Here is a 6,337-nt window from a genome sequence, read left to right as displayed (position 1 = left end):
CTCGAGCCCCAATCCGTTCGAGCTGATCCCGCCGGAGATCATCGAGGACCCTTACGAGTTCTACGCGATGCTGCGGGAGAACGCCCCGGTCTTCCACGTGGAGGAACACGACATCTACGTGGTGACCAGGCACGACCTCTGCCTGGACGCGCTCAAGCGACCGGGTGACTTCTTGCAGTGGACCGGTGCGGAGATGTTCGCCCCCGGAGAGGGCCCCGCCCTCGGCCCGGCCGAGCTGTGGTCGCCCGAGGTCCGCGAGATCATGTCCCGAGGCTTCGAGAATGTGAACACGCTGGTCACCGCGAACGCGCCCGAGCACACGGAGTACCGCACCATCGTGCTCAACGCCTTCTCCGCGTCGCGCACCGCTGAACGCATGACCGACCGGATCTACGAACTGACCGACGAGCTGATCGACGGGTTCGCGGGCAAGGGCACCGCGGAGGTCGTGTCGGAGTTCGCCGTCCCCCTGCCGGTCAAGGTCATTGCGGAGATCCTCGGGGTTCCGCCGGAGGAGTACGCCACGTTCAAGCGTTGGTCGGACGACTCGATCGTCGCGATCGGCGGCGGGGTCACCCCACAGCGGATGATCGAGTCCGCCGAGTCGATCGTCGAGTTTCAACAGTACTTCGTGGAGAAGATCAACGAGCGCCGCGCGCACCCGACCGACGACGTCATCAGCGTCATGGTCTCGGCCAAGAGGTCGGACGGAACGCCACTGGACATGGGTGAGCTCCTGAGCATTCTCATGCAGATGCTCGTGGCGGGGAACGAGACCACCACGAGTCTGATCGGCAGTGCGATCTGGCGCATCGTCCGGGAGCCTGAGGTCGCGGCCGCGGTCTATGCCGACCCCACGAAGGTCAAGAACGCCGTGGAAGAGGGCCTGCGCATCGAGGCGCCCGTCCAGGGACTGTTCCGTCGGACACAGTCGGAGCAGAAGCTGGGCGAGTTCGAGATTCCGGCGAACGCCAAGGTGCTGATCATGTACGGGGCGGCCAACCGGGACGGCAACGTCTACGAGGACCCCGATTCGTTCAGCGTCTGCCGGCCGAAACCGTCCAACCACCTCGGGTTCGGATTCGGCAGTCACTTCTGCGTGGGGGCAGCGCTGGCCCGCAAGGAGGCGAACATCGCCCTGGAGCGCCTGTTCGCCCGTCTGCCCAATCTACGCCTCACCGAGGGCAAGGAGATTCGCCACCAAATGCACCCGCTGCTGCGTGGTCTCACGCAGCTGTGGGTCGACTTCGACGCGAAGTAGCCCGGCGGCATCTACCAAGCGAAAGGCAGAGCGACAGATGACCTTCGATCCGGCCGACCACCGCGCCGCGATGACCGAGAGATACGGACGATTTCCCGAGGCCTACCGCGCCCGGTACGTCGAATCCGGGCTATGGTCGAACATCACACTGCACGAGGTGTTCGCCGAGATCGCGAAGGAGTTCGCGGACGCGAAGGCGTTGATCGACGAACAGGGCAGCGAGACGTTCGCAGAGTTCGCGGCGCACGCGGAAGCGCTGGCCGCCGGCCTCCTCGGCGCCGGTGTCAAACCCGGTGACCTGGTGTCCGTGCAACTGCCGAACTGGCGGGAGTTCGCCTACCTCCAGGTCGCCCTGTCCCGGATCGGGGCCGTCATCCACCCGATGCACACGGTGTACCGGGAACTGGAGATGGAGCAGCTCCTCCGATTCTGCGGGACCAACGCCGTCGTCCTACCGGAGGAGTTCAAGGGCTTCCGGTTCGCCGACGCGGTGGCCCCGATGCGGGAACGGCTACCAGAGCTCAAGACCGTCGTCGTCGCGCGCGGCGAGTCCGCGGGTGCGGTCCCGTTCGCTGCGCTGATCGAAGAGGGCTCTGCGAACCTGCACCGGTTGGCGGACATCGTCGTCGATCCCGACGACGTCTTCTACGTCAACTTCACCTCGGGGACCGAGGGCGATGCCAAGGGGTTCATGCACACCCACAACACCTTGGTCTCGTTCATCCACATGATCGTCCTCATGATGGGCCTCAAGGGCAGCGGCACCGTCAACCTGACGTGTTCACCGATGACCCACAGCTTCGGACACTTCATCACCTACTACACGCTGCTGGGTGGCCTGCCCACCGTGCTCGTCGACCGTTACACCCCGGACAAGGTCCTGCGCCTGATCGAGGAGCACCGCGTCACCTCTATCTCCGGAACACCCGCGCACCTGCTGGGCATCCTCACCCACCCGGACTTCGATTCGTACGACACCTCGAGCGTGCGCTCGGTCATGTCCGGCGGCGCGCAGTCCGCTCCCGATCTGCTCCGGCGGCTCGATGAGGTCTGGGGAGTCAAGACCTCCAACACCTACGGGCTCGGAGAGAACATCATTCACACTCAGACCACGGCGGCGGACCCGGAGGACAAGCAGCGGACGACGGTTGGTCGTCCACTCCCCGGGCGGGAGCTGAAGATCGTCGACCCCACCCGGCGTTCGGTGGAGATGCCGCAGGGCGAGGTGGGCGAGATCGCCTTCCGCGGCCCGACCTTGTGCGTCGGGTACTACCGACAGCCCGACCTCACGGCGGCATCCCGCGACGACGACGGCTGGTTCTACACCGGCGACCTCGGTGCCGTGGACGCGGAGGGCTACCTCAGTTTCCGCGGCCGGAACAAAGAGCTCATCAATCGCGGCGGCACGAAGATCTTCCCGAAGGAGATCGAAGACCTGCTCACGGAGATGCCCGAGGTGCAGCTCGTGGCCGTGGTCGGGATGCCGGACGAGCGGATGGGGGAGAAGGTCTGCGCCTACGTGGTCCCGGCGCCGGGCACCGAGGTGACGATGGAGCGCATCGCTTCCCACCTGACCGAACGCAAGGCGATGAAGAGCAAGTTCCCCGAGCGGTTGATCGTCGTCGATGAGATGCCGATGACGCCCACCGGAAAGATTCTCAAGCGGGAGCTGGTCGCAGACGTCACGGCACGCCTGGCCACCGAGAGCGACGCCGGCTGATGCGCTTCGGGATCAGCTGGGACCCCGCGGGCCCAACCGCTCTTCAGGACGCTTGGCGGTCGCAGGTCGCCGAGGCGGTCGCCGCCGATGGAGTGGGACTGGACAGCCTCTGGATCCATCACGAGCGGGAAGGCGACAACGCGCTATCGGCGCCGAGCGCCGCCCTCGCCTACCTGTCGTCCAAGACCCGCTCCATCCAGTTGCGCATGGGACTTCGTCAGGCCGACCGGGGCAGCCCCGTGCGGATCGCCGAGGAGGTCGCGATCGTCGACCTCTTCTCTCGTGGCCGAGTCGGGCTGTGCCTGGCCAGTCCCGCCCGGCAAGATGTGGCTCTCTCCCAGGTCCAGGAACTTGTGGCACTCACCGCCGCCGCCTGGCAGCTCGACGACTTCCGGTTCCGCGGGGAACACACCCGATTTCCGGCGCACACGCCCGACGAGGCCCCTCCGGGGGTGAGCCTCCCCAGCCCGGAGGAGGAATGGCGGCCTCAATGGGAATGGGGCCCCGCAACTCCCGACTACCTGGCGGTCACGCCGAAACCGGCGCAGGTCGCCCCCGCGATGCACGTCGAGCTCGACCGGGCTGTGCTGCGCTGGCTCGCGGAAGCCGGGATCTCCCCCTTTGTGCCAGCGGATGTGCCCACGGACGAGGCGCTGCGACTGCTCACCGACTACCAGGAAGTCCGTCGCGGTTCGCCGGCCGTAACGGTGCCCGTCGAGCCGGTGCTCGAGCGACGGGTCGCGCTCGGGGGTACCACCGACGATCACACCTTCGGCGGCACCCCCGTGGAGATCGCGGATCAGATCCGCCGCGCGGGACGCCAGGCAGGGGTCCGTCACTTTGTCTGGCGCCGCACGGCGGCGCAACGCGGACGCAGCGATCAACTGTTCACCGCAGCGGCGGAGATCCAGCCGCTGGTGCAGGCGTAAGGGGGGGACATGGAGTTCTGGACCGGAGCCACCGGATTGTTCCGGATGCGGGCCACGCCCGCGAACCTCCTGGACGGCTACGCGGACTACGTGGCCGGGGCGAAGCAGGCCGAGAAGCTCGGATTCGACGCCTACGGCGCGCCGGAGCACCACTTCATGTACGACGGGTTCATCCCCGTCCCGCTGGTTGCACTGGCCGCAGCAGCCGGCGCCACCACGAAGATCAAGTTCATCACCGGCGCAATGCTGCTCCCGCTCTACGACCCGATCGAGGCGGCGGAGCTGGTTGCGACGCTGGACGTGATCTCCGGTGGTCGCGCCATGCTCGGCCTGGGCATGGCCTACCGCCCGTATGAGTTCGATGGAGTGGGAACGGCCAAGCGCACGCGCGGCGCCCGGCTGAGTGAGGGCATCGATCTACTGAACGCGCTCACCGCCGGCGGCGACGTCGACTTCGCCGGCACGCCAACGCCCCGCTCGCGACGATCCGCGTCATGGCGGAGGAATACTTCCGGGCCGGGGAGGAAGCCGGCCATGACCGCGCGTCCCTGCGCATCGCGTCCTTCAAGGACGTGTGCATGGGCGAGTCGGTCGAGGAAGCGCACTTTCTCCGCGATGCCTTGATGGAGAACTTCTACGACGAGCACATTCTCGGCTACGGCTATCTGGTCGACGAGGCGGGCAACCACCTCTACAACCCGCCGAAGGACCACGAGCTCTACAAGAGATTCACCGAGAGCATCTTCTGTGGCACGCCGGAGATGGTGGTCGAGGAGCTGAGCGGCTACGCCGAGCTCGGCGTCGAGGCCGTCTTCATCGAGACCCACCAACGGGAGATGCTGGCCGAATCTGTCATCCCTCACTTCCGCTGACACCCCGTCAGTGTTGTCCCCAGGCCCTCATTTTTTGACCAAAAGGTTGTCGATGACCATTCCGGGCGAGACCGCCGAGGATCGTGAGTACCGCCGCGCGCTGCGGGCGTGGATTCGCGACAACAAGGCGCACGCTGCCTTCCCGCGGGACCCGCACAAGGCAGTGAGCGCCGCGCGTGACTGGCAGCGCCGGACCTATGAGGCCGGCTACGTCGGGCTGGCCTTTCCGAAGCGGTACGGCGGGGTCGAGGCCACCGTGATGCAGCAGGCCATCTGCGCGGAGGAGTTCGCCTCCCACCGGTTGCCGCCGTTCATCAACTTCGTCGGCCTCAACATCGTCGGCCCGACGCTGGTCCTGCACGCGTCGGAGGAGCAGAAGGAGCGCTTCGTCCCGCGCATCCTGACGGCGGAGGAGTTGTGGTGTCAGGGCTATTCCGAGCCCGGCGCGGGCAGCGACCTCGCCTCGCTGCGGACCCGAGCCGACATCGACGGCGACGAGTTCGTAGTGACCGGGCAGAAGGTGTGGACCAGCCTGGGGACGATCGCCGACTGGTGCCTGCTCCTGGTGCGCTCGGCCCCCGGCAGCACCGGACCGGCCGGGATCAGCCTGCTCATGCTGGATATGAAGAGCCCCGGAGTCACGGTCCGTCCGCTGCGCAACGCCGCGGGCGGGATCCATTTCAGTGAGATCTTCCTGGACGAGGTGCGTGTTCCGTCCTCACTGCTCGTCGGCACGGTGCATGAGGGCTGGGGCATCGTCCGGAGCAGTCTGGACAGTGAGCGCTCCGGCCTGTCCGGCACGATCGGGATCGAGCAGACCCTCGTCGAGCTCGTCGAGCTTCGGGCCAAGAACGCACGCAGCGGGACGGACGCCGCCCTGATTGATGACGACCTCGCCCGGGCCTGGTGCGCGGTTCAGGGACTGCGGCGGCTCGGGTACCGCTCCCTCGGACGCCAGCTGGCGGGCCACCCGACCGGCCCGGAATCGGCGATCGGGAAACTGTTCACCAGTGAGCTGCGCAAGGACCTGTTTCGCGTGGCGCAGGACATCCTCGGTCCGGACGCCCAGCTCGCCCGGCGCTCGCCGGAAGCCGTCGACGGCGGGCGGTGGGCCTCGCTCTACCTGGACTCGCTGGCCCACACGATCGGCGGCGGCACGTCGGAGGTCATGCGCAACGTGATCGCCGAGCGCGTGCTCGAGCTGCCGCGTCCGACGGGCCGTGGTTGAGGTGTACGTTCCCACCTCCGAAGCTAAAGCACTTGCTGCCGCCGCGGACCGGTTCCTCTCCGACCAGTGGGGTGGGGACTCGGTTCGGGCGATGCTCGACGAGCCCTCCCAGTCGGTGCCGCTTGCCGGCGCCGTCGAGGACATGGGTTGGACCTCGCTCACCGTCGAGGACGAGATGGGCGGTGGTGGTGCGGATGTTGCCACCGCATGCCTGCTCCTGGAGCGGCTCGGCCGCCAGCTGGCGCCCCCGGCGGTGGCGCCTGCCCTGCTCGCGGCCCGTGTGCTCGCTGACCTCACCGATCCGGATGTCCGCAAGGGTCTGCTCGA

General features: G+C 67.3%; 5 protein-coding genes and 1 pseudogene. All 6 read left to right on the top strand.

What is annotated here, in order from left to right; all coding sequences use genetic code 11:
• Positions 1-1,261 (top strand): cytochrome P450 (locus SPOPO_RS0101525; RefSeq protein ID WP_019873020.1); only part of this gene is annotated, 1,261 nt, incomplete at its 5' end.
• A 37-nt stretch (positions 1,262-1,298) separates the two neighbouring features.
• Positions 1,299-2,981: an AMP-binding protein gene (locus SPOPO_RS0101520; protein WP_019873019.1), complete on the top strand. Its 1,683-nt coding sequence runs from the start codon at positions 1,299-1,301 to the stop codon at positions 2,979-2,981.
• Complete coding sequence (locus SPOPO_RS0101515) at positions 2,981-3,910, top strand: LLM class flavin-dependent oxidoreductase (RefSeq protein ID WP_028984425.1); 930 nt, start codon at positions 2,981-2,983, stop codon at positions 3,908-3,910. The genes SPOPO_RS0101520 and SPOPO_RS0101515 overlap by 1 nt, the downstream gene beginning before the upstream one ends.
• A gap of 9 nt (positions 3,911-3,919) precedes the next feature.
• Positions 3,920-4,782: pseudogene (locus tag SPOPO_RS35430) on the top strand (LLM class flavin-dependent oxidoreductase).
• A gap of 52 nt (positions 4,783-4,834) precedes the next feature.
• Complete coding sequence (locus tag SPOPO_RS0101500; RefSeq protein ID WP_019873016.1) at positions 4,835-6,010, top strand: acyl-CoA dehydrogenase family protein; 1,176 nt, start codon at positions 4,835-4,837, stop codon at positions 6,008-6,010.
• On the top strand, positions 6,003-6,337 hold a 335-nt coding region (locus SPOPO_RS26955; RefSeq protein WP_019873015.1), incomplete at its 3' end, for an acyl-CoA dehydrogenase family protein. The genes SPOPO_RS0101500 and SPOPO_RS26955, both read left to right, overlap by 8 nt.

It is taken from the genome of Sporichthya polymorpha DSM 43042, assembly GCF_000384115.1.
GTDB lineage: Bacteria > Actinomycetota > Actinomycetes > Sporichthyales > Sporichthyaceae > Sporichthya > Sporichthya polymorpha.
Note: the sequence above shows the minus strand (reverse complement) of the source record. Positions and strands in the feature narration are given on the sequence as shown.

What these genes read in the sequence shown, in the direction of transcription:
- SPOPO_RS0101520 (WP_019873019.1), top strand. Translation starts at nt 1,299, where the DNA reads ATGACCTTCGATCCGGCCGACCACCGCGCCGCGATGACCGAGAGATAC.
- SPOPO_RS0101515 (WP_028984425.1), top strand. Translation starts at nt 2,981, where the DNA reads ATGCGCTTCGGGATCAGCTGGGACCCCGCGGGCCCAACCGCTCTTCAG.
- SPOPO_RS0101500 (WP_019873016.1), top strand. Translation starts at nt 4,835, where the DNA reads ATGACCATTCCGGGCGAGACCGCCGAGGATCGTGAGTACCGCCGCGCG.